This window comes from Bartonella massiliensis, assembly GCF_902150025.1.
Classification (GTDB): domain Bacteria; phylum Pseudomonadota; class Alphaproteobacteria; order Rhizobiales; family Rhizobiaceae; genus Bartonella; species Bartonella massiliensis.
On sequence record NZ_CABFVS010000030.1, the window covers coordinates 1 to 21,335 of the forward strand.

12 protein-coding genes and 3 pseudogenes are annotated in these 21,335 nt (G+C 37.3%); 9 read left to right on the forward strand and 6 right to left on the reverse strand.

What is annotated here, in order from left to right; genetic code table 11:
- The 3 genes and pseudogenes from FNZ60_RS07290 to FNZ60_RS07300 all read right to left on the reverse strand — a co-directional run.
- Positions 1-179, reverse strand: a pseudogene (locus FNZ60_RS07290) (late control protein); the annotation flags it as partial.
- The gene (locus FNZ60_RS07295; protein ID WP_142416965.1) at positions 170-424 is read right to left on the reverse strand and encodes a tail protein X; all 255 of its coding nucleotides are present in this window, start codon (positions 422-424) and stop codon (positions 170-172) included. The pseudogene FNZ60_RS07290 and the gene FNZ60_RS07295, both read right to left, overlap by 10 nt.
- Positions 421-891 (reverse strand): annotated as a pseudogene (locus tag FNZ60_RS07300) (phage tail protein). Before FNZ60_RS07300 ends, FNZ60_RS07295 begins: the two are co-directional and overlap by 4 nt.
- Before the next feature lie 362 nt (positions 892-1,253).
- On the opposite strand from FNZ60_RS07300, the gene FNZ60_RS10615 reads away from it, so the two are divergent.
- The 4 genes from FNZ60_RS10615 (at position 1,254) to FNZ60_RS07320 (ending at position 11,099) form a co-directional block, all read left to right on the forward strand.
- Positions 1,254-2,033: a hypothetical protein gene (locus FNZ60_RS10615; protein WP_185913521.1), complete on the forward strand. Its 780-nt coding sequence runs from the start codon at positions 1,254-1,256 to the stop codon at positions 2,031-2,033.
- Entirely contained in the window at positions 2,030-3,277 is a 1,248-nt protein-coding gene (locus FNZ60_RS10620) for a hypothetical protein (protein WP_142416966.1), read from the forward strand. The genes FNZ60_RS10615 and FNZ60_RS10620 overlap by 4 nt, the downstream gene beginning before the upstream one ends.
- Before the next feature lie 50 nt (positions 3,278-3,327).
- Positions 3,328-6,363 (forward strand): autotransporter family protein, encoded by a 3,036-nt coding sequence (locus tag FNZ60_RS10625; RefSeq protein ID WP_425456839.1) that lies wholly within the window; start codon positions 3,328-3,330, stop codon positions 6,361-6,363.
- A gap of 2,228 nt (positions 6,364-8,591) precedes the next feature.
- Positions 8,592-11,099, forward strand: coding sequence for an autotransporter outer membrane beta-barrel domain-containing protein (locus tag FNZ60_RS07320; protein WP_142416968.1), 2,508 nt, complete (start codon positions 8,592-8,594; stop codon positions 11,097-11,099).
- 301 nt (positions 11,100-11,400) lie between these two features.
- On the opposite strand, the pseudogene FNZ60_RS07325 reads toward FNZ60_RS07320, so the two are convergent.
- Positions 11,401-11,662 (reverse strand): annotated as a pseudogene (locus tag FNZ60_RS07325) (integrase); the annotation flags it as partial.
- Between the two features lie 499 nt (positions 11,663-12,161).
- Between FNZ60_RS07325 and FNZ60_RS07330 the strand changes: the two are divergent.
- The 3 genes from FNZ60_RS07330 to FNZ60_RS09740 all read left to right on the forward strand — a co-directional run bounded on the left by FNZ60_RS07330 (position 12,162) and on the right by FNZ60_RS09740 (position 16,755).
- Positions 12,162-14,606, forward strand: a complete 2,445-nt coding sequence (locus tag FNZ60_RS07330; protein WP_142416969.1) for an autotransporter family protein — start codon at positions 12,162-12,164, stop codon at positions 14,604-14,606.
- A gap of 146 nt (positions 14,607-14,752) precedes the next feature.
- Positions 14,753-16,459, forward strand: coding sequence for an autotransporter outer membrane beta-barrel domain-containing protein (locus FNZ60_RS07335; protein ID WP_142416970.1), 1,707 nt, complete (start codon positions 14,753-14,755; stop codon positions 16,457-16,459).
- A gap of 131 nt (positions 16,460-16,590) precedes the next feature.
- Positions 16,591-16,755: a hypothetical protein gene (locus FNZ60_RS09740; protein WP_185913523.1), complete on the forward strand. Its 165-nt coding sequence runs from the start codon at positions 16,591-16,593 to the stop codon at positions 16,753-16,755.
- 45 nt (positions 16,756-16,800) lie between these two features.
- Here FNZ60_RS09740 and FNZ60_RS10220 read toward each other — a convergent pair whose 3' ends face one another.
- Together FNZ60_RS10220 and FNZ60_RS10225 are read right to left on the reverse strand one after the other, a co-directional pair.
- On the reverse strand, positions 16,801-16,959 hold the full coding sequence (locus tag FNZ60_RS10220) for a hypothetical protein (protein ID WP_246054742.1): 159 nt from the start codon (positions 16,957-16,959) through the stop codon (positions 16,801-16,803).
- 54 nt (positions 16,960-17,013) lie between these two features.
- A complete protein-coding gene (locus FNZ60_RS10225; RefSeq protein ID WP_246054743.1) occupies positions 17,014-17,286 on the reverse strand; it encodes a hypothetical protein in 273 nt (90 codons plus the stop codon).
- Between the two features lie 70 nt (positions 17,287-17,356).
- Between FNZ60_RS10225 and FNZ60_RS07340 the strand changes: the two genes are divergently transcribed.
- Together FNZ60_RS07340 and FNZ60_RS07350 are read left to right on the forward strand one after the other, a co-directional pair.
- A complete protein-coding gene (locus tag FNZ60_RS07340) occupies positions 17,357-19,513 on the forward strand; it encodes an autotransporter outer membrane beta-barrel domain-containing protein (protein ID WP_246054744.1) in 2,157 nt (718 codons plus the stop codon).
- 1,051 nt (positions 19,514-20,564) lie between these two features.
- Positions 20,565-20,924, forward strand: coding sequence for a helix-turn-helix domain-containing protein (locus tag FNZ60_RS07350; RefSeq protein ID WP_142416973.1), 360 nt, complete (start codon positions 20,565-20,567; stop codon positions 20,922-20,924).
- The last annotated feature ends 411 nt before the right edge of the window (positions 20,925-21,335 follow it).

The window sequence follows — 21,335 nt, forward strand, 5'->3', positions numbered from 1 at the left end:
TTACTGGAGGGGATCTCTAAATCATTGCCACTGTCATCAAATTCTGCTTCAAAGCTATCGGCTTCATTACTCGCATTGTCTGTAATGGTTGCCGTTAAAAGACGTTGGTAAAAAACCTCATGAACAAGTTTCTCCCCCACCCTTACCTCAATAAAGGGATATGTGCGCATTAATCCCATAGCCGTTTGACCACACTGTTCTTTTCGCATGAGACAAATTCAGGCAAAAAGACTTTTAAGCCCCGCGGCAAAAAAGCCCCATACCCCGCAATTTCTGGATTAGCCTCCAGCGTGGCTTCTAAATAACCTTTTAATAAACCCGCTTGCCGCCGGTCTCCTAAAACAGACAAGGCATGGTGATAACAAATCAAGTCTAAACTCATATCCTCTAATTCGATCACAAACTGCTTTGCGGGGATCTTCATGGGGTGTCCTCCTCTTGTCCCCCCTGATATTGCCCTATTTGATACTGACCTTGCGGTTTTCCCCCATCAAAAAACGGCAACAGGCTAATGGAATAGCGAATGCGCCCCGATTGACCAGAGCGGTTAATGTAATCATGGTCTTTACGAATATGGGTAATGACCACAGAGCCATGCATTAAGGCACTGTAGCTATCATCACGCATCCAACGGATCATCTGAACCGGTTTTGCAGCACGAATGGTTCTGGTGATGGCATCAATGGCAACACGGTCTCCAAACTCTTCTGGAAACAATACCCCGTGGAGGGTTTTGGGATCATTGCCATAGCCGGTAAATTGCAAACTAGGGGCCCCACCAAAACGTTCTCAGCAAACCCACGAGGCAGAAAACTCTTCCTCAAAAGATTGGAAATTTAACCAGTCCACATAAAATTGATGCGGTCCTAACATCAGCAAAGGATCTTGCATGCTCTCTCTCCTCATTCTGTTTCTTGTATTATTCTGTTCTGCCATTCCTCTCTTGTTTTAATATACCCATGAATATTGGCATCAAAGCACATCTGACCATTAATAAAATATCATGAGGAAATTCTCCATGCCTTATAATATTGCACTAAATACGAAAAAGTATTTTTAACTATACTAAAAAAATACATTATAAATTAAACTTAAATATTGCGTATTTAACGATAAATTCAACTTTAACTTTGACAGAGAAAAAAAAATAAATTATCAAAGCTATGAGTAATTAATGAAAAGCAATATCTATTTCTGTTCTTCTTTTGAAGAGTGCGGGGAATAATATTGGGGGCTTTAAAAGGAGAGCATTCGTGTATAAAAAATCCCTTCTGTCATCTATGGCAACAGCAGCTATTGTGCTGTTTAATATCCAATTCAATGTTCATGCTGAATCTCTTGAAGTTTCTGGAGAAAAAAAAGAGATCAAAGATGCCACTTATGAGACTCTTCATGCTCTAAAAAACGGTCAAATTATCGGAACTGATTTGAAGGTAACTGGAAATAAAGACACAAACTCAAACACAAACATTTACGTTATAAGCACTGAAGGTAAAGGCAGTTCAATTGAATTAAAGGGCGATAACACAACCATTAAAGGAACGGATTCTGACATCCGTTTGGGTCTTGAAGTAAAAAATGACGCGATACTTCAAGTGACAGGGGGCACTATTACAGTTTCTGACACTGGCGTTCACTTCTTAAACAGTAATAGCAAAGAAAACAAACTGGAAAATGTGACCATATCGAGTGGTAAAGATGATGCACCACTACACGCTGGAATAAAAACTGAAAACAGTACCATCACTTTAGAAAATGTAAAAGTGACACAAACAAATAATGCCGTAGTTGCAAATAATAACTCTACAATAACAATCTCTGGAGGATCATTTGAAACGCAAAAGGTAACATTAGGCGCTCTTAATGGCAGTACCATTACTTTAAACACCAACGTTCAAATTACATCCGAGAACTCCGGACTTTATGCAAAAGATGGTGGCGCAATCAGCATGACGGGGGGAACCATTAAAACTTCAAAGGTTGGTGCTGGCTTTGAAGGCAGTAACAACGAAAAAATAAACTGGAAAATGTGACTATATTAAGTAATAAAGACGGTGCACTCCTGAACGTAGGAGTATCTGCAGACAAAAATAGTACAGTCGCTTTAAAAAATGTAACTGTAAAACAAGTAGAAAGCGCCGTAGTTGCCGATAATGAATCTACAATAACAGTCTCTGGAGGATCATTTGACGCAAAAAAGGCAACGATATACGCTGGAAAAGGCAGCACTGTTATTTTAACTGACGTTACACAGATTACATCATCTGAGAACGATGGACTTCTTGCCGAAACAGGTGGCGCGATCAGTATGACGGGAGGAACAATTAAAGCTTTCTATAATGGTGTTGACTTTGAAAGCAGTAACAGCGAAAAAAATAAACTGGAAAATGTGACTATATTAAGTAATAAAGACGGTGCACTTCTGAACGCAGGAGTATCTGCAGATAAAAGTACAGTCGCTTTAACCAATGTAACTGTCTCTCAAGCAATAAACGCCGTAGTTGCAGATAATGAGTCTACAATAACAATCTCTGGAGGATCGTTTGATGCAAAACTAGCGACAATAACTGCGAAAAATAATGGTACGATTATTTTAACTGACAATGCCGAAATTACATCATCTGAAAACACTGGGCTTTATGCAAAAGATGGTGGCGCGATCAGCATGATGGGGGGAACCATTAAAACTTCAGAGTTTGGTGCTGGTTTTAAAGGAAGTAACAGCGAAAAAAATAAACTGGAAAATGTGACTATATTAAGTAATAAAGACGGTGCACTTCTGAACGCAGGAGTATCTGCAGATAAAAGTACAGTCGCTTTAACAAATGTAACTGTCACACAAGCAGAAAACGCCGTAGTTGCCGATAATGAATCCACAATAACAATCTCTGGAGGATCGTTTGATGCAAAACTAGCGACAATAGCTTCGCAAGGCAATAGTATCGTTACCTTAACCAACAATGCTCAAATTACATCATTTGAGAACGATGGACTTCTTGCACAAAATGACGGTGCAATCAGCATGACAGGAGGAATCATTAAAGCTTCAAATGTTGGCGCTCATTTCGAGAACAGTAAGAGAGAAAAAAACAAACTGGAAAATGTGACAATATCAAGCAGTAAAGACGATGCGCTGCTTCTGAATGGAATATTAGCAGTCCAAAACAGTACAGTCGCTTTAACAAATGTCACCGTGACAAAAGCAAACAGCGCCATAATTGCAGATGATCAATCAACAATAACGGTTTCTGGAGGGGAATTTGACGCAAAAAAGTAACTATAGGTTCTCAAAGAAACAGTATCATTACCTTAACCGACAATGCCCAAATTACATCATCTGAAGACACTGGACTTTATGTAAAAGATGGTGGCGCAATCAGCATGACGGGGGGAATCATTAAAGCTTTCTATAATGGAGCTAGCTTCGAGAACAGTAAGAGAGAAGAAAACAAACTAGAAAATGTGACCATATCAAGCGTTAAAGATGAAGATGATGCGCTATTACACTATGGAATAGAAGCAAATAAAAGTACCCTCATTTTAAACAATGTAACCGTGACAAAAGCAGAAAGTGCCATAATTGCGGATGACCACTCGACAATAACAGTCTCGGGAGGATCATTTGAAAGCAAAGGTGATGGCATATATGCAAAACAGGGAAGTTCCATTACTTTAAATAACGCTACGATCACATCATCTTATGGAGATAGTGTCTATGCAGACGGTCCAGATTCAAAAATTATAATGGTAGGAGGAAGTGCAACTGCAAAAAGTAACAGTGCAGCATTATTGACAGAAAACGAAGGACAGATCGATGCCACAAATGTTACGCTCACAACAGATGGTATAGGAACCGGCGCACTTGCGCTTGGTGAGAGCACAATTCAATTGCATGGCAAAACGACAATCAACAATACTTTAGACGGTCTTAGAGCAGCTGATGGTGGTAAAATTACCGGTGAAGATTTAAATATCACCGGTGGAAAAGCTATCAATTCGGATCCCGACACAACACGCTCTGGTCTAACGACAGAAGACGCTGGAAGTGAAATTAACTTAACAGGCAAAACAATCATTCAAAATGTTGATGAAGGTCTTTATGCAGACGGTGGAAGCAAGATCACCAGTGGTGATCTAGTAATGACCGGTGGTGAGAGCAAAAAAATAACCACTGCTGTAGGCTCTTACGAGCCTGAGAGCAAAATTGAATTAAATGGTAACACAACCATTGAAAGCTTTGATCTTGGTCTTGCTGCAGCTGGTGATGCCTCAATTATCATGAAGAATGGCACTAAAAATGAAATAGACGTCAAAAAAGTTGCACTATTCGCAGCAGCTAGGGGAAAGATTGACCTAGCAAATACTGATGTAAAAGCAGAAAACATAGGTATGCAACTAGTGGCTTTATCGAAAAACAATACAGATAAATTAGATGATCTACAAATAGATGGAAATAGCGAAATCAATCTGACCAATAGCAATATTCACGTTGATAATGGCACTGGAATTCTTGTTGGAGCTTTCTCCGCAAAAAGCATTGAAAATAGCCCTACTCTATCAATCGGTACAATTAATCTTAATAATTCAAAAATCCACGCCGATATGTTATTAGATGATAGTATTTTTTGGGACAAAATTTCTGGCAACGATAAAAATTTCTGGAATGATGAAACCATGAAGAAGATCTCCAACGGTAGCTTCACATTAAATGCAGATCATTCCACTTTAGAGGGCAGAGCCAACATTGCACAAGAGAGAAACGTACACTTTGACCTGAAAAACGGAACACAATGGTTCTTAAAAAACAGCACACAAGAGAAAGATGCTGAAGGTAATTTGCTTGATATCACTCAAAGGTCACGTTCTGACATTTCTGTTCTCGACCTCAATGACAGCTCTCTCATTTTTCAAGAGCCAACAGAAGGTCATTACCACACATTGCATATAGGTTCGGGAAAACCAGATACCAAAGCCGTTTATAATGCAACAGGCAACGCAAAAATTTATTTCAATACAAAATGGACTGATGGCACGCCAATCACAGAGCAAGAAACCGATCATCTTCTCATTCACGGTGATGTTTCAGGCTCCACAACAGTTTATATCAAAAGCGATTTAGGAGATAAAGAGAGTGTCACAAATGCTTCCGATCCTTCTAATATAGGGGGGCTTTCACTCATTCAAGTCTCTGGAGAGGCAAAGGAAGATTCCTTCAAATTAGCGCATGGTTATACCACAAGAGGTGGTTTGCCTTATAAATATACGCTAACCGGTTACGGACCAGACTCAAGCCATGGTGTGGCCGATATTGACCAAAACCTCTTTGATGAAAAGAATGAGAATTTCTGGGATTTCCGCTTACATAAAGGCTTTCTTGCCCCTGATTTAACTACAGAAGAACTTGTTCCACAAGCAGCAAGCTATATTGTAATGCCGAATGCTCTCTTTCACGCTGGATTAACCGATATTGCTAAACAAGACGAATTTTTAGCCAGTATGAGAATGTCAGCCATAGGACAAAGACTGGGACTAGGAATAAAGAACGCATTCTTCTTAAACACCTATGGAAATACAGCAACCTTATCTTCCAAGCGTGGTCCTCTCAAATACGGTTATGGAGCTGATTTCCGCTATGCCTCTCTCCAAGCCGGTGTTGCATTGGCAACCTTAGAAGGACAAAACACCACAACTCATCTAGGGCTGGGCGGCACCTATGGACGTCTCTCTTTTACTCCAAAAGATATGGCAGGTGCAGGAAAGAGCACGTTGGATAAATGGGCCGTGACAGCCTATGGGAGCATAGAACACAACAGTGGTTTCTATATTGATGCACTTTTATCTTACGGTATCCTTAAAGGGCATATCACCAATGCCATCAGAGGAAATACCGCAAAGTTAAAAAATGCAAAAACACTGAGTGTTGCCGCCACCATTGGGAAACAATTTGCAACGGGTCTTGAAGGCGTTTCTTTCGAACCACAAGCCCAACTGGTGTATCAACGTTTAATGTTTGACACCCTTGTCGATGTCGATAACTTAAAAATTGATATGAAAAATCCTCATCAATGGTTGGCACGAATTGGTGGACGTCTAACAAAAACAGTCTCCATTCAAAAGAATCGTCCTCTTTCTTTCTATGGAAAGGTAAACCTTCTCAAAGCCTTTGGGGATGATAGTAAAATACAGATAGGCAAAAACTTTGATCTTGACGCTACGGGAACTTCTCTTGAAGGGGGTGTTGGCATCAATGCACAACTTTCTCAAAATCTCTCCCTTCACGGTGATGTCAGTTATCAACAAAAGCTGCAAAAAACCGGTATTTCTGGAGCAAACTTTTCAGGCGGCATACGCTATGAGTTTTAAATAAAAACCGTAATAACAGCCATGCTATTCAATTTAACAAAAAGGCAGCACAATACGCTGCCTTTTTGATTCTAGACACTCTTTCATAAAAAATTGCTCGAATAGCTTTGTTGTTGATCCCCTACAGCACTATCTGCATCAAGATTTATTGATTGATAAGGCTCGCTGTTATTTTTTGAAGCATAGAAACATATCAGATTGAATGTGTCCATCTCTCTCAAATAAAATGTCATAAAGCGCCTTATCTCCAAGTGAAAGCAAAGTCTTCAGAAAAAACACCTAGAAATAACTACACCCACCCCATATTTTATTGATATAATTTCACTTGTTTCATCCCCCCTTCCCTTTTGAGAGAGAAAAAATGTAAGGTATTTTTATCTAGAATATGTCAAAGTTCAAAATAATAAAAGCGGAGAGCTTTTAATAAAAGTACAATCTCTCATAAAAGTGCTATTGTATTGGCCACGCACTATTCATTTAAAAGCTTCAACATGAAGCTCTTTATATAACGTTTTTCCACTCAAAATAGGTTTTTCCTCCTCTTCACACGAGTCTCCCAGCCATATTTTATTCGCGAATTTATCCATAAAGCTTAAGAAAAATACATTTCTAGACAATATACAGACAACCATATTAGAAAAAGATTATAAAAAGTCCCTGTCTTTGCACCCTTGCTATATTTACCCCCCTATTCTTTCAATTACCGCACTTAACACCCATCTATAAGGCTTCATTGACACTTCCCTGTACCACCCTTTTAAGCAAATAGTTTTGAGAAAGTTCATCCCTCTCCTATCAAGCGCATCTCACTGAAAGAAAATAAAACAATGGAAAAACGATCAAAATCAGTGGAATAGAGATGAATTTATTAAGCGCAATATGATGCTATCAATCTTAAGGTAATATTGTAAAAGCAGTGCCTATTTTTCCTATTTTATAGCTCTTATTATCTAATAAGAGGTAAAGTTGTACAACAACATATTTAATAAAACATTAGTATATTTAAATATTTTTTGTATAAATTTAAGTTATAATAAAATATACTATTATTTTTTAATAGTTTACATGTAAAATTAATATTATAGATAAATATTTATTTATTAATATAAATAGAAAATAAGAAATATTTATATCTAAAAAAATATTCTATCGTAAACAGAAATTGTAAAAATTTTACGATTTTCTACCTGTCATGCAGAAACTAAATCCCTCGAAGTTTTTTACGCAAAAAACATATTCAACGGAACTTTTGAGATACTTCATACAAAAGCTGATAAAAAATCATCAACGGATATTTAACAATAACAAAAGAATAGAAATACAAATTGCTGGCGCTTAAACTGTTTCTACGGCTGTAAAAACTGAGGGAAGGAACAGTATAATTATTATAAATATAAGGAATTTCATGGATTTATTGTATTGATTTATAAAATGTATTCATTATTGTGCTTGTTGAATGAGTGTCTCCAATGCCGTAAAATTTCTCTCGTTCTAAACCTGTTTTATATTGAATCAATTAAAATCATTCGCTTATACAGCACGAACAAAAAGAGTTATGTGGATAAAACGATACAAGCAAAACCTAAAATGCCTTTTTATGAACGATCTCAAAACCAAGAATTGTATCGCTATATTGGAGCAGGCCCAAGTATATGATGAGCTTGCTTCTTTCATGAAGGTGTCAACTTACTCCTTCACAAGCATAAGATAACAGGATTCAATCTCAATGGCTTTAGCGTTATACCGTTCATGGTCGCCATCGCAAAATGCGCTGTATTACCTTCAGTAAAATAAGCTTTGCCCCTTTTAAGAAAGGTTTCTTTAAAGAAAAACCGTAAATATCCTCCTCTTTCTTTTTCTTAGTGCAGATTTTTCTTCTATAGCAGAAAAAATTGATTGAGATTTTCTGAGTGCCTAAAGTGATCCATCTTAACATAAAGCTTTTATAATGATTGTCCCAAAATCAATAATTTTTTAAATAGCATGCTTCATCGTGTTTTTAGCATAAACTTATCAAGTGAAATCTTATGGAATCCATTTTTCCCAATTTTTTTATGATCATACAAAAAGCTTTTCTAAAGCAAAATTTCAAATTATAGAGAACATCACAATATAATTTGTTTTGTTATTTACAATAAAAACATAATGATATAAAAGCTGGTCGGGTACTTGCGCCATCAGGGGAATGAAGTAAGCATCAAAGCATACCAAATACTAAAGGCATATCTATGTGTAAGAAATATATTTATAAGAAGAATCTTTTGTTATGTACAATTGCTGGAACTTTGATTTTTTCTCATTTTGGGTCAATTTATGCAAATACATCTGCTCCTGAAATTTTGGGGAAGATTGAAGTAAATAAGGGAGAAGAAAAGACTTTTAATAATGTTCTAGTTCGTGATAAAGGTCCTGGAATATTAGCGCATGAGAAAGCAGTTATCACAATTGCAAAATCAACAATACACACAGAATTGTCTGCACTTTCTGTATCAGAAGGAGGACGTATTCATGCTAGAGAAATTGAAGCCAATACAGTCTATAAAGGTTTAGAAGCTAAAAACGGTATAATCAATGTTGAAGATTCAACCATAACCGTTCAACGTGCGGGAGGTGGCGGTATTGTTTTTTATGAAACAAAAGATTACGCTCTAAAGAATGGGGAAAAAGTTATTAACCAGGTTGTTCTTACCAATACCAAACTTCTTGTGGAAAGTGGTACCGGTATTCTTGGTCCCTACTGCTCAAGAGCTGTTGCTGAAGTTCAACTTACAAACTCAGAAATTCGAGCTGACGTATTATTGAGAAATAAAACAAAACGTAAATATTATGATGAAGACACTCTTCCTGTAACGCTTGCATTAACCGCTGATAATTCAACAATAGAAGGAAGAGCAAGAACTTTAAAAGTAAATACAACGGTTGTAACTTTAAACAACAAGAGTAAATGGCACTTAAATACATCTCAAGAGGAAGTTGATACTGACTTTAGTGTATTTGACTATGATCTCAGTGATATTAAACAACGAGCACTTTCTACTGTTTCTGTACTAAATCTGAATGATAGCTCTATCATCTTTAAAGCCCCGCAAGGACGGGAAAAAGATCAGTATCACACCTTGTATATAGGGCGAACAGCTGAGGTTCGTAGACCGCAAGAAAGTAAAATTCCTGATATAGAAAGCACTTACAGGACAATTTACAATGCCACAGGCAATGCAAATATTTATTTTAATATTGAATGGAGTGATGGTCTTGCAAAAGAGCAGCAAAAAACTGACCGCCTGCTTATCCGTGGTGATGTATCAGGCAGTACAACAGTCCATATCAAGAATCTTGCAAAAGGTGAAGGGATAAAAACTGAAGATTCTGTTTCCTCTAATATGCGTGGTTTGTCACTCATTCAAGTCTCTGGAAACGCCAATGAAGATTCCTTCAAACTTGCACGCGGCTACATCACAATGGGAGGCTTACCTTATAAATATATACTCAATGGCTATGGCCCCACATCCAGCCATGGACAAGCCGATAGGACACAAAGTCATTTCAGTGGAATATCGCAAGAATCGAAAGAAAACACTCTCAAAGACTACACAATCTATACAATATCAGGAAAAATGATCGAAGGCGTTTCACCAAAAGAGAAAGATGCAAAAAGTCCCGATGCATTATCCCTTGGAAAAGCAGACGATGTCTCTCCTTCCTTGGAAGAAAAAGAAAATTTCTGGGATTTCCGTTTGCAAAATGCGACTCTTGATGATGAAGGGAAGATTAAAGCTCTTGTTCCCCAAGTAGCAAGCTATTTGGTCATGCCGAACGCACTATTTTCAGCTGGATTAACAGATGTAAACAATCAAAATACTTTATTAAGTACAATGCAAGAAGCCGCCTTTGAAACAAAAAATTATAAAGATAAAGGGATCTTCTTATCTGCTTATGGCAACAGAGTAACATTATCCTCTCACCATACGCCATTACAATATGGCTATGGTGCTGATGTTCATTATGGTGCCTTACAAGCAGGCATGGCATTAGTCGCTCTAGAAGATGAAAACATAACCACTAATTTTGGTCTTTTGGGAACATATGGAAAATTAGCCTTTACCCCCAAAGATATGGAAGGGACTGACAAGACTACGCTCGATAAATGGTCGATTGCTGCATATAGCAGCCTGCGCTATAAGAATAGCACATATATCCATGCACTTTTCTCCTATGGAATGCTCAAAGGAAATATTACCTCAGCTCTCGTAGGAAAGACTGCAGAATTAACGAACACTGATACATTCAGTGCATCAGCAACTATTGGACAAAAATTCGAAACCAGCACGAAGGGATTAGTCTTTGAACCTCAAGCACAAGTTGTTTATCAACGTCTTATGCTCGGCACACTTTCAGATGTTGATGGCTTTGATGTAGATATGGGCAATCCTCATCAATGGTTGGTGCGTGTTGGAGGACGCTTAACACAAACAACGCTTTCTAGTCAGCAAGACTCTCTTCTTTCTTTTTATGGTAAATTAAATATTGTTAAGGCTTTTGCCGATAATAGCACCATACAGATTGGTAAACCTTTCCACCTTGATTCTATGGGAGCCTCTGTTGAAAGTGGACTTGGTGTGCACGCACAATTATCAAAAAACATTGCCGTGCATGCTGATGTTAATTATCAACAGAAGCTTCAAAAAGCTGGTATATCTGGAGCAAGCTTTTCAGGTGGAATCCGCTACCAATTCTAAGAAAAAGCAAAAAACAACTTATAGTCTACCCATTTTAGCAAAAGGCAGTACACATGTACTGCCTTTTTCAATTTATCGAAAAAAAACATCAATAACTGTGCTTTTTATACATCTTTCTTGAAAAAAATAATTTCACTCAAACCCAATGTAACAAAATACTCTATCTCTCAATAACGATTGAAACCTCAAGAGAAAGTTGTCTTTTTGATTGATAAAAATCAAATGGACTCAATGAATTCATATATCGATATAAAAATACAAAACATTTTTTTATAACATAAAATACATAGTAAATGCTCCTATGTAAAACAGAGCGCCATTGGTTTGCACATTCACGCCTTTTTTTAAGAAACATTTTGCAATGCCCCCAAGCCCATTTCACGACGACGCTCGTGAGTGGTATAATGGTAAATCCATTGAGCACCAGCATCTTTACGTTTATGGAGTAACAAGCCGGCACCATTATACACTTTGCCAACCTTTGAGTGTTGCAATAAACCTTGGCACGTAAAACGGTTTATGAAAAGCCATTTTATGCCTTTCTTATACAAATTTATCCACATACTCATCCCACTTGTGATGTGCAAACAAGTGATTTGGATTGATTCAACTAAACAAGTTCGAAATGAGAGAGTCCTACGGTATTCGGGACTCTCATTCAATATACAAAACAATGAATTATCTTTAATTAAATCAATAGGTTGTTGTATAAGAAAACCAATTAATCACTTCTTTTAGCACACAACGCTGCTTTTACAAAAAATTGTAAAGTTTCCATAACAACAACTTTAAGCAATAGACGATCTTTAAAAGTATTTTGATTCTTCGCGCCTTAAAACAAAATACTTATTAAATTAACTTTTCTGCAATCCACCATTACGAATGTACTTTCTATTTTAAAAGCTCTGCTAAGGCCAATTTTTTAACGATAAAGAATAAACCATTTAATATTTCGTTTTGTTGTTTACAATAAAAACATAATGATATAAAAGCTGGTCGGGTACTTGCGCCATCAGGGGAATGAAGTAAGCATCAAAGCATACCAATATTAAAGGCATATCTATGTGTAAGAAATATATTTATAAGAAAAATTTTTTGTTATGTACAATTGCTGGAACTTTGATTTTTTCTCATTTCGGGTCAACTTATGCAAATAAATCAGCACCTACAATGACTATGGCTCGTGCGGATAAAGCAGAAGAAGAAAAAAACTTTAATAACGTTTTTATCCGTGGTAATACTACGTCAGTAGTGGCTGATGACAAAGCCTTTATCATCATTAAAAACTCAACAATGCATGCAAGTGCGAATATATTTTCCGCGCGTACGGGTGGACGTATTCATGCTAAAAAAGTTGAAGGAAAGTCAAATTCCCGCGGTTTAGAAATTTCAAACGGTATCATCCATCTTGAAGATTCGATCGTAACTGTTTCCGGACATCACAAAAGTCGTGGTATCCTTTTTGATTACATCTCGGATTCTCAAGTAAAAGAGGGGGAAAAAGTTGTCAACAAAGTAATTCTTACGAATACTAAACTTCTTGTTGAAAGTGGTATTGGTATTTCAGGACCAGATTATGCAAAATCTGTTGCCACGGTAGAACTTAGAAATTCAGAAATTCACTCTGATATGTTATTAAAAAATAAAGCGCCAGAAAATTCAAAAGATGTCGATCCTCGCACTCTTATATTAACCGCTGACAAATCAATTTTAGAGGGAAGAGCAAAAACTTTCCCCCAAAATACAACGATTTTTACTCTCGACAATAACAGCAAGTGGTACTTAAAGGTTAGTCAATTCGAAGTAGATAAAGAGTTTCACTCTTCTAAAGGGTACGTACTCACTGATATCCAACAACGTTCACAGTCTACTGTTTCAGTATTGAACCTTAATAACAGTTCTATCATATTTAAAGAACCGCATAAACTCGCAAATGATCAGTATCAAACCTTGCATGTAGGAAGACAGCCAATAGCTAATGTTGCTAAACAAGAGCAAAACAGCAGCTCTCATGCAACAACAGCTTACAATGCAACGGGTGACGCACGGATTTACTTGAATACCCAATGGAGTAGTGGTCTTGCAAAAGAACAACAACAAACTGATCGTGTTCTCGTTCATGGAGATGTATCAGGTACCACGACGATCTATTTCAACAATCTTTCAATGCACGCAGCCTTCTTCAATCAAGAGGAAGCAAAAGATTCTATTCCTTTGAATATGCGTGGTCTCTCACTCATTCAAGTCTCTGGAAAAGCAAATGAAGATTCCTTCAAACTGGTACATGGCTACACCACCATGGGAGGCTTACCTTATAAATATGTACTCAATGCCTATGGACCAACATCTAGCCGTGGGAAAGCGGATAGAACACAAAGTCATTTAAGCAGAATATTACAAGAATCAAAAGAGAAAGATGCGCAAAATATCAATGAACCATCCCTTGGAAAAGAAAACGATATCCAAGTTCCCTTGGAAGGAAATGAAAATTTCTGGGATTTCCGTCTACAAAATGCTACTCTCGAATTTATTGAAGAAATTAAAGCTCTAGTTCCTCAAGTGGCAAGCTATTTGGTGATGCCTAACGCAATATTTTCCTCTGGATTGACTGATGTAAGCAATCAAAATACACTGTTGGATAATATGCACTCAACAGTTTTTGGATTAGAAGGTCATAAAAAGAAAGGTATTTTCTTATCTACTTATGGCAACAAGGTAACATTATCCTCTCACCGTAGTCCATTGGAATATGGTTATGGTGCAGATGTGCATTATGCTGCTATACAAGCAGGTATGACATTGGCAACGTTAGAAAACCAAAACATGACCGCGAATTTTGGTCTTTTAGGCACCTATGGAAAGCTCGCTTTTACACCAAAGGACATGGAAGGCTCTGACAAAAGTATACTAGATAAATGGCTCTTTACGGCCTATGGGAACTTCCACCATGACAATGGTCTTTATGTTAATGCATTGTTTTCTTACGGTGTTTTAAATGGGCATATCACAACAGCCCTTATCGGCAACACCGCAGAATTAAACAATACGGATATATTGAATATATCGGCAACCGTTGGACAAAAATTGGCAACCGGCGTTGAAGGATTGGCCTTTGAACCACAAGCACAACTTATTTATCAACATATTGCATTTGGTACGCTTTCAGATATTGATGACTTCCAAGTTAATATAAGCACCCCCCAACAATGGTTGGTCCGTATTGGAGGGCGTTTAACGAAAACAATACTTCCCATTGAAAAAGATCGTGTTTTTTCGTTTTATGGGAAGCTGAACGTTTTCAGAGCTTTTGGTGAAAAGAGCACGATCGATATTGTTGAGCCTTTCCAGCTTGATACTATGGGATCTTCTTTTGAAGGTGGGCTTGGTATTAACGCGCAACTTTCCAAAAATATTGCGCTTCATGCTGACGTGAGCTACCAACATAAACTTCAAAAAGCTGGTATTTCTGGCATTAATTTTTCTGGTGGAATGCGTTATCGCTTTTAGAAATTTTAGCCTTCACTTTTGATAAATAAGCAGTGCTGGAATGTAGACAGTACTGCTTAATTTTGCTCATTACCAAAAATCGTAATGTGTCAAAAAGTAGTTCATTTTTTATCAAAAAAAGAAAAATATCATTAAGGAACATCTTTATGCATAAGAATCTTTTGTTCTGTACAACCGCTTGTGTTTTGTTTTTTTCTTCTTTTACCTTCATGTCGATAAGTCATGCCTCTAGCTTAAGCCCTCAAACACGCCATGCTCTTGAAGAAATTACTAAATTACCAGAACAATATCGCTATGCCATTGATGTAATGGACACCCCAACACAAGCCGAAAAAAATCTTGAGATGATAGCCTCTGGCGTCATGATGAAAAATAATTCGCAAGTACTTCAAGAAAGCTTAGATGAGACAGACCGTAGAATTAATAGCTACTTCTCAGGGCTTGATCGCTATGGTTCTGGTGCACATACAAATATGTTGCAGAAAGAAAGAGATTATATACATGCCCAAGCCATGGCAAACCAATATAATCAAGATATGCAAACTCTTCTCTACTCCAGAACAAGGCAAAGAAGGGCTTATGATAAATTACCATCCGTGAATGTTGTTTCACAACATAAGGATAATGCAGCTTTAAAAACAGACCATGGAATTACACAACTTGGGATAAATAAAAATACCCAATCTGATTTTGATCCCAAAACGACTCTTAAAACGTCCGCAGAAGATCATGTGAAATTACCCACAAAGATTGGAAACACCCGCACCGCTAAGGCTGAGAGCACCTCTCCACTTACAGAAGATAAAACAACCGCAACACCTTCTTCTCTTGATAAAAAAGCAAACAGCAAAACGCTTACGCCACAAATAGAAAACTCTTTAATTATGCCTATTGCAATGTTTGCTGTTGGCGTTGCTGATGTCAACAATCAAAATATCTTGTTAGACAATATGCAAATAACAATGTTTGAACCTAAAAACTATCAAGAGAAAAGCATTTTCTTATCCACTTATGGCAATAAAAATACGTTTTTCTCACTGTTTCATTCAGAACAAGAGAACAGTCAAACAGAACAAGAAGGCGTTCAAAAAGAACAAGGGAGCATTCATGCCGATATTCGCTATGCTGCATTGCAAGCAGGCGCAACATTAATAACGCGACAAGATCAAAATATCAGCACCAATTTTGGTCTTTTTGGAACCTATGGGAAATTGTCTTTTACTCCTAAAAAAGCAGAAAGCTTTCATAAGAATATATTTGATAAATGGTCATTTACTGCCTATGGAAACGTTCAACATGATAGCGGAATCTATGCAAGTGCATTTCTCTCTTATGGAATTTTTAAAGAAAATATGAGCAAAGATTTCATCAAAGATGCTTCAAAGGTCAATGATAAGAAAACGTTAGGGGCTGCTGCAGTTGTTGGTCAAAAACTATCAACCAGTTTTGAAGGTGTCATCCTAGAGCCACAAGCACAACTTGTTTATCAACGTCTCATGCTTAGTTCTTCCTCAAATGATAATTCTTCTTCAAATGACAGCGCTTCTTTAGATGAGAATAATGCTAAAATAAACATCAGAAATCCTCATCAATGGTTGCTCCGTATTGGTGGGCGTTTAACGCAAAACAAAGGCCACGCCCTTTCCTTCTACGGCAAACTGAATTTGATCAAAACTTTTAGTCAAAATTTTCAACTGGCTGCTATGGGATCTTTAGTCGAAGGTGGTTTTGGTATTCACGCACACTTATCACAAAATATCGAGCTTCATAGTGACTTGAGTTATCAGCATAAATTCAAAAAAGTGGGTATCTCTGGCATAAATATTGCCGCTGGAATGCGCTATCACTTCTAAAAAACTTGTATTCCTATCTTGAAATATAAAGCACCCTCATTATGTTTCGTTTTGTCTCTTACAAAAGAGACATAATGAGATCAAAGTTTTATCTTTCATGAAAGAGGGGAAATATTTAGGAATACATCTATATGAAAAAAAGTTTCTTACTATACACAGTTTCTGGTGTTCTGTTTTATTCTTCATCAAGCTTGTCTTATGCGCTTCAGAGTGCAACTCCAGCACCAACGATAGATCTCACTTCTCCACAATCTGCTCGTGCTGAGAGTTCGGTAGATACAGCCAAAGTTTTTTAATCCATATGGTAATTCATCTGATGGGTTTGGAAACGCTTATCCACCCTATCCTTTCTCTCTGCGTTCAACATCTAACGCCCCTACCTCCCCTACCCCATCTGAGAAACCAACAAAATCTGAAACGGCTCCAGTAGCAGAAGTAGCAAAATCGAGAAGACGTTCAGGTGCTTCCGATACTTCCTCTTCGAGTGAATCCAGCGACAAAGCACTTCCGAATTCTGCTTTATCTTCACAGCCAGAATCGATACAATCTTCACCCTATTTACGACCAACATCTAACGCTACAGAACCAATACTTAGAAGATCAACAAGAGGAGTATCATCAGAACCAGAACGCACACAACCAATATCTTTAAGGCCAGCAGGTGAACAAAACGCATCATCGGTACAATCAGCGCAATCTTCATCTACACAAAACGTACCTGAAAAATCAGAGCTTACAAAACCAATATCTCCCATACAGCCTAAAAATCCTGCACAAATCGAAGATATAAGTGCTAGAGTTGAGGCTAAGAATGGTAAAACGATCACTCTGCATAACAAAAAAATTCAAAACAGAGGGTTCACTGTACATGCGGAAGGGAATAATTCAAAAGTCAACATGACAAATGGAATAGTTGATGCGGGTTTTGTTGCATTCAGTGTATCAGAGGGTGGAACAATTGATGCCGCAGATATTATGGCAACAGCAGAAACAGCTGGTTTGGTCAACATAGAGGGGACAATCAATCTTAAAGATTCAAGCATACATGTCACAGGGGAATTTGAAGCGAATGGTATTATTTTCCGCAGTGATCCATATCGTGCCCCTCAAAAGCGATATACACGCAATGTTGAAAGCAATGCCAACGCCACTCAAAAACAAGTTATTGCGGGTACAGTAAATCTAGAGGGTACAAAGCTGGTCGCTGAACATGGTTCAGGAATCAGCCTTTATGGAATAAACACAAACGGTATCATCAACCTTAAAAATTCAGAAATTTGTGCCGATATTTTAGTAAAAAATACGAAAAACGAAAGCGACTCCACAAACACTCTTACACTGGTTGCGGATCGCTCTTCTTTAGAAGGTCGAGTCAGAACTTCTAGAGATAATAGGACAATTTTTGATCTAAAAGAAGGGGCGAAATGGTACATAAAGCCCAATAAAAATGCTTTAAATAGTGATAATATTTCAGATGATGATACTGTTTTAGATGACTATGTACGGTTTGGTCTTGATGAAAAATCATTCTCTAACCTTTCTACCTTACAGCTTACAGATAGTGCCATTATATTCGCTAAGCCTATGGAAGGACATTACCAGACTTTGTTTATAGGGTCTCAATTTCCACAAGAAGATGGAACTGCGCATACAGCAGCGGTTTATAGTGCAAAAGGTGTTGCAGAGATTTATGTAAACACTCAATGGGACAAACATTCTCCTATCAAAGAACAACAAACCGATCGCATTCTAATTAATGGTGATGTATCGGGGCATACTATTGTTCATATCAATCTCCAAGAAATAGATAAAAAAGCAACCGATAATTCTGCTGTCTGGGGAGACCACATGGCGTCACTTCCTTTAGGAACACATGGGGTTTCAATCATTCAAGTTTCCGGACAAGCAAACGAAAATTCCTTCACGCTCGCCGGAGACTATATGACAATAGGTGGACAGCCTTATAAGTATATCCTTGCAAGCTATAGACCTGGAACATCTCATGAAAGCCAAAATCTTTTGGGTAAGAATAATAATTTCTGGGATTTCCGCTTACAAAATGCCTACGTTGATAAGGATAAAAAAGTTCGAGCACTTTTACCACAGATGGCAAACTATTTAACTCTGCCGAATGCTTTATTCTCTTCTGGATTTTCTGATGTAAACAATCAAAACGTGTTGTTAGACGCAATGCGAACAACAGTGTTTGACGCAGAAGACAATAAAAAGAATAGTCTCTTTTTCTCTTCCTACGGCGAGAAAGTCAGCTTATTTTCCAACCGTGGCCCATTGCGCTATGGTTATGATGCTGATGTAAACTATGGAGCATTACAATTGGGGGGTATATTAGCCACCTTTGAAGGCAAAAATATAAGCACACATTTTGGTCTTATAGGAACATACGGAAAGCTTGCCTTTACACCAAAAGAAATGCCAGATTCTGAAAAGACAACACTTGATAAATGGTCACTCACCGCTTATAGCGGCATCCAGCATAGCAATGGTCTCTATGTCAATGCTCTTCTTTCTTACGGAACCTTAAAAGGAAACATTACCACAGCTCTTGTTGGGAATGCTGCAAAATTAGATGGAACTGAGTTCCTTAATATATCAGCAACCCTTGGTCAAAAATTAGCAACCGACACCAAAGGACTGGTCTTTGAACCACAAGTGCAATTGATTTATCAAAATCTCATGTTTGATATTTTTTCAGATGCCAATGGTTTAAAAATAGACATGGGAAATCCACATCAATGGTTGGTCCGTTTTGGTGGACGTTTAACAAAAACGATCATGGCTACGGAAGAAAACAAGGCTGTTTCCTTCTATGGTAAAATGAATGTTATCAGAACTTTTGGTGATGGCAAAACAATAAAAATTGCCGATACCTTTGATCTTGATCCTACAGGCTCTTCAATTGAGGGAGGCATGGGTGTGAATGCCTATCTTTCTCAAAATATTGTGCTGAATGGCGATATTAGCTATCGACAAAAACTGCAAAAAACTGGTGTATCGGGAGCTAATGTTTCGGGTGGCATACGGTATCGTTTTTAAAGCAAAAGAGCTTTTAACTTCAATAAAATAAAAGGGCAGCACAAAGTGCTGCTTTTTTATTTTAATTTATATTTTAAAAACTCTCAAAAATCATTATTTTATCAAATAAGATATTGATTTATAATATTTTTATCAATTGAAGAAAAACTGTATATCTTAGCATTTTCTCATTCATTTCCAAGCTTTGCCTCTTCAAGTAATGAAAACGCTCCTTCTGCACATCACAAGTGAAAATATTGATATACGGTAAAAACAATTAAAGAAGGGCATAAAAATACCTCTTATGAACCCAAAAGAATATTCAAGATTGGCAAAGTCAATAATCATACCAACTTGTTTCCTTGCACTGCATAAAAATAGCAGCTTTGTACCATTCTTTTGTACCCCTATAAGAGGCTTGATACACCTTCACAAAGCGCGCCCTTTATATTGTTCATAAACGTCACTCGTGAAATGAATATGAGCATTGAAAAAGTTATCCTTAAAACAAGCATATGAATTGGCAAAAACAAATCTATTCTATTTTGGGTATTATGCTGTTCATGAAACGTATTTTCTCATGAAAGACTCACCCCTATCATTATGATATCTCAACTGCAGCAAAAAGATCAAACGAACCATTTTAGTGATTGCTTAAGGGCTCTGTAACACGCCTCATAAAGATTTATTTGAGCTTCACAAGCAAGGCTTTTCTTTTTAAGAAGCATATTTTTATGAATTGAGTAAGCACGCCTTAAAAAAATTGAACGGCAAACCGCCTTTCATAAAAAAAATCTATCCGTTTCAAAAAAATGATTTTTATTGCCAAGACCCTAAAATTACTCTACACATTAAAAGATGTTTTGGTCGCATACGCAACGACCAAGTGGGCCTTGAAAACCCTAAATCCGAGCGTGAAAATAACCCCACTGTTGTGGGTGTCCCGGAATTCCGGGAGATTTTGTTATGTCCAGGTGCATCTTACGCACTAAAAGCAAAATGCTGACTCGGATTCAGTGTTTTCAAGCTCCCGGAATACCAATGCGAGGGCGCTCGCAACCGGAGGGGGCAAATGCAAGCTCAAAACCTTAAACTTGATCTTTTTGTTGGCAAAAAAATTCGCTTGAGACGAAAAATCTTAGGAATGTCTCAAAAAACATTAGGACAACACTTAGGTGTAAGTTTCCAACAAATTCAAAAGTATGAAAAAGGCTTAAATCGTGTAAGCGCAGGACGTTTAAAGGAAATCTCCGATATTTTGAATGTTCCACTTACCTTTTTTTATGCGGATATCATCACAAACGAAAACGCCCCGTACCATCATGATGAAATTGCATCGAGCAAAGAGGAATATCTGCTTTTAAAAAGTTTTAGAATTCTTCCCTCTGTCAAACAGAAAGCCATTTTAAAATTAATTTCTGATCAAAATTAGAATGCTTTAAATGACCTTTATCCTTTAATCTGCTTTCTATTCTAAGAGCAAAGCGCTGCAATTTATAAAAAACTCAGCTTCTTAATTTAGCAAGTTCCACTTAGTTGACTTCCTGCGATATAAAGCACGATATTTTCTCTTCCTAAACATTCATGCTCTTTGTCAGCCTTCACAAAGGAATCTAGAAGTGCACCATAGCGATAGCACTTTTATTTTTCTTTGCATTTCCTCCCCAAATCTATAAACAATCCACTTTCTCATCGAACCCAATCTTAGCTTCTGACCACTCACATAAATGCATCTCCTCAATGCCTCTGCACCTATCACCCCCTTAAAAGTAACATATTGATTTATAATCATAAATCATAATTTTAACTGTAATACCGAAGAGTGTAGGATTCTCTCATTACC

Excerpts from the sequence above, each read along its gene's own strand:
- FNZ60_RS07295 (WP_142416965.1), bottom strand. The coding sequence starts at position 424 with ATGAAGATCCCCGCAAAGCAGTTTGTGATCGAATTAGAGGATATGAGT.
- FNZ60_RS07320 (WP_142416968.1), top strand. The coding sequence starts at position 8,592 with ATGTGTAAGAAATATATTTATAAGAAGAATCTTTTGTTATGTACAATT.
- FNZ60_RS07330 (WP_142416969.1), top strand. The coding sequence starts at position 12,162 with ATGTGTAAGAAATATATTTATAAGAAAAATTTTTTGTTATGTACAATT.
- FNZ60_RS07335 (WP_142416970.1), top strand. The coding sequence starts at position 14,753 with ATGCATAAGAATCTTTTGTTCTGTACAACCGCTTGTGTTTTGTTTTTT.
- FNZ60_RS09740 (WP_185913523.1), top strand. The coding sequence starts at position 16,591 with ATGAAAAAAAGTTTCTTACTATACACAGTTTCTGGTGTTCTGTTTTAT.
- FNZ60_RS07340 (WP_246054744.1), top strand. The coding sequence starts at position 17,357 with ATGACAAATGGAATAGTTGATGCGGGTTTTGTTGCATTCAGTGTATCA.
- FNZ60_RS07350 (WP_142416973.1), top strand. The coding sequence starts at position 20,565 with ATGCAAGCTCAAAACCTTAAACTTGATCTTTTTGTTGGCAAAAAAATT.